The sequence below is a fragment of the Bradyrhizobium jicamae genome (genome assembly GCF_001440395.1).
Taxonomy (GTDB): Bacteria; Pseudomonadota; Alphaproteobacteria; order Rhizobiales; family Xanthobacteraceae; genus Bradyrhizobium; species Bradyrhizobium jicamae.
On sequence record NZ_LLXZ01000151.1, the window covers coordinates 1 to 2,497 of the forward strand.

At 58.0% G+C, this 2,497-nt stretch carries 4 protein-coding genes; all 4 read right to left on the bottom strand.

The window, feature by feature from the left end; all coding sequences use genetic code 11:
- Positions 1–340: 340 nt before the first annotated feature.
- Positions 341–550 carry a hypothetical protein gene (locus tag CQ12_RS24315; RefSeq protein WP_057837835.1) on the bottom strand — a complete coding sequence of 70 codons (210 nt, stop codon included), beginning with the start codon at positions 548–550 and terminating at the stop codon, positions 341–343.
- A gap of 271 nt (positions 551–821) precedes the next feature.
- Positions 822–1,283 carry a hypothetical protein gene (locus CQ12_RS24320; protein WP_157088449.1) on the bottom strand — a complete coding sequence of 154 codons (462 nt, stop codon included), beginning with the start codon at positions 1,281–1,283 and terminating at the stop codon, positions 822–824.
- A gap of 193 nt (positions 1,284–1,476) precedes the next feature.
- Positions 1,477–1,953, bottom strand: a complete 477-nt coding sequence (locus CQ12_RS24325; RefSeq protein ID WP_198164249.1) for a hypothetical protein — start codon at positions 1,951–1,953, stop codon at positions 1,477–1,479.
- A gap of 181 nt (positions 1,954–2,134) precedes the next feature.
- Positions 2,135–2,497 (bottom strand): phasin family protein (locus CQ12_RS24330; RefSeq protein WP_245310108.1); only part of this gene is annotated, 363 nt, incomplete at its 5' end.

Genomic DNA, 2,497 nt, shown 5'->3' on the forward strand with positions numbered 1-2,497 from the left:
TTGTTGCAGGCGCCGCCACAGGCGATCGTTGCGTGCGCTGTTGTCGCATGGGAAAGCTCCGCATTTGGGGGTTGCTCTTACAACGTCCCTGCCGTGCAACTGTTCCTTAGAACAGGTCAAGCACTTGCCACGATCTGCCGCCCGAGTTGGTTCGCCGGCCGTTCAGGCGGAAGCGGAGCTGCCTCCGATTGATCGTAATGGATGCGCATCAGGCCGGGCGCATCCGCTTTTGACCGCAAACCGGAATCGGTCAGGGGCTAGCTTAGGTCGGCTAAGCGCCAACCGCAGAAGTGGTGGCCGAGGCGCTCCAGTTGATCAGAATGGGTGCGGCCTTGCCGCTCTATTGGATTTTAGCGGGCGCAATCGCTTCGATTAGGACCATATCTGCATCTCGAACGGTAACGCCGCGCCCGGTCTCTTCGGCAACTTTTCGCGCTACCTTTCGGGCCACAGCTGCATCCGCCAGTTCGAGCAGGATGACACTCCCCTCGCCCTTGAACGCATCAGGGTTCGATACGTGTACAGTAATCGGAGTCGGCTTTTCGCTCATTTCGGGGGACCGGCGATTTCAGTCACCCGGCTAGGGGCTATCAAGTTCGATGTTTGTGAGAAACGGCGCCGCTTCTGCGTGCACTGTTAATTTCTGCTTACTCTTCCGGGGCCGACATACGTGCCTTTATTGAGTGCACGCTCTAGCACCAAGAGCCCCAGCTTCGGGACGTGAAGCTGAGGCTCCTGGAGGCCAGCCCTTGAACCGCAAAAGGGCCATGCCGAGATTACAGCAGTGGACGGCCGAAAAGTTTCGTGCGGGGCGGGTCGAACTAGCGCCGTCGCGCCGCGTCCCTGTCGCCTTTCCAAGCCGAGAACGCCTTGAACGCTTCCAGCCTGACCTCTTCGCTTGGCGTGGCGTCGGGATGCAGCGCCTTCGCGATTAGACTGCTTGCCTTGAAGGTCAAACCGCCCCCGTTTGCGATCTCGTTGTTGTACTCCCACATCTGGCGAAGCTTGAATTGGATCTCCTTGTTCTTCTCCTTGAGGCGGGCAACTTCGCTGGCCGCCTTGGTCTGCGCGGACTTGGCGGCACTCTCCCGGCGAGCAAGCGCCTTCTCTAGATCGAGTACGCGCTGGCGCAACAGATGGTTCTCGGCCTGTGTCAGGGCCAGCTCGGCCTTGGTGGTCGTGGCACGCAGTGCCTCGATCTCCGCGTCCCGCTTGACGCGCCAGTGCACCTGCCGTTCTGCATTGCCTATCATGATGAAAGCCACCGCTTCGACCTTTGACATGCGCCACATCGTATGACCATTTGTCAGCGCAAACGACTTGGGACTCTCCGCATTTTGCCGATATATTTCAGACGGCTCCATGGTTGCCTCCCACCCGGTCCATCCGCGCGGGACATGAACGGCGGGACGGTGCAAGGGCTCGATGCAGGCCAAGTTTCGCGGCGCAATGACCCCCAATCGCGCGTTGCCGGTGCTAGGCGGCGGTCGTGCTCGCAGCGATCTTTTTCTTGAGAGCTTCGCACACCGTACGAACTTCGGATGTCGTCAACGAGCACTCCTCAATCTGCAAGAAGTAACGCTTGCCTTCCTCGCGATAGTTCGCCGCCAACTCCTGGATTTCGGTTACCATGGAGTGGACGCCAGCAACCATTGCCTCGCACTTCTTGGCAGCTTCTGTCAGTTCGGCACCGAGCGCTTCGATCTCTTTCACCGCCGCATCGTATTCGCGAACGACGACTTCAGCAGAGAGTCTGCCGACCTGATTGACGCCTTCCTTGTGCTCGACATAATCGGGCATCGGGCCTTTCGGTAGCGGATGGTCGTGGTTGGGAACTATTTGGATTGAAGGTAGTGTGCGATTGCTGATTTGGATCAAGTCGCCAATATCGCGCTCAATGTCGTCGATTTTCGATGGAGAGGAACGGGCGAGAAGCTCTTCTGTAAAACTCATTTAGCAATGCTCCAAACTGTTGCAGGGCTCTCGAAACGCCGACGGTCAAGCAAAATGTTCTTGTTGTCCACTGCTTATGTCGGGCGCTATGTATTGTGTGCAACATTGGAACCGTGACCGCGCATCCCGTGCGGCTGGTGATAGGCGAAGCCTCACTCGCGGCCGAACCCGTACGCCCGGGTTAGGCCACGCGCCGGTTCTCTTCCGTACTTTGTTTGATTTGTTTCCCGGTGTCTTCGGCCATTTTGAGCGACATGTCGGCGATGCGACGGCTGCACTCCAGAGCAGTCTCTACGGTCTCACGCACCATGTCACTTTGTACGGCTGCAAAGTCCTGAGCAGTTCGGCAGGCCCACAATTCATTCATGTGGTTCATGTTCTTCTCGACTTGACGCTGAACCATCTGGAAATACTCTCGAGACATTCCTTCCATCACCTTGGCAGCAGCGGTGCCGGTGTAAAGTACGGTCTGCGCGTTGCGAGCCGATCGTTCGGTAGCCTGTTGCACCCCGTCTCCTGACAAGCCGAGCGCGCGACCAAATTG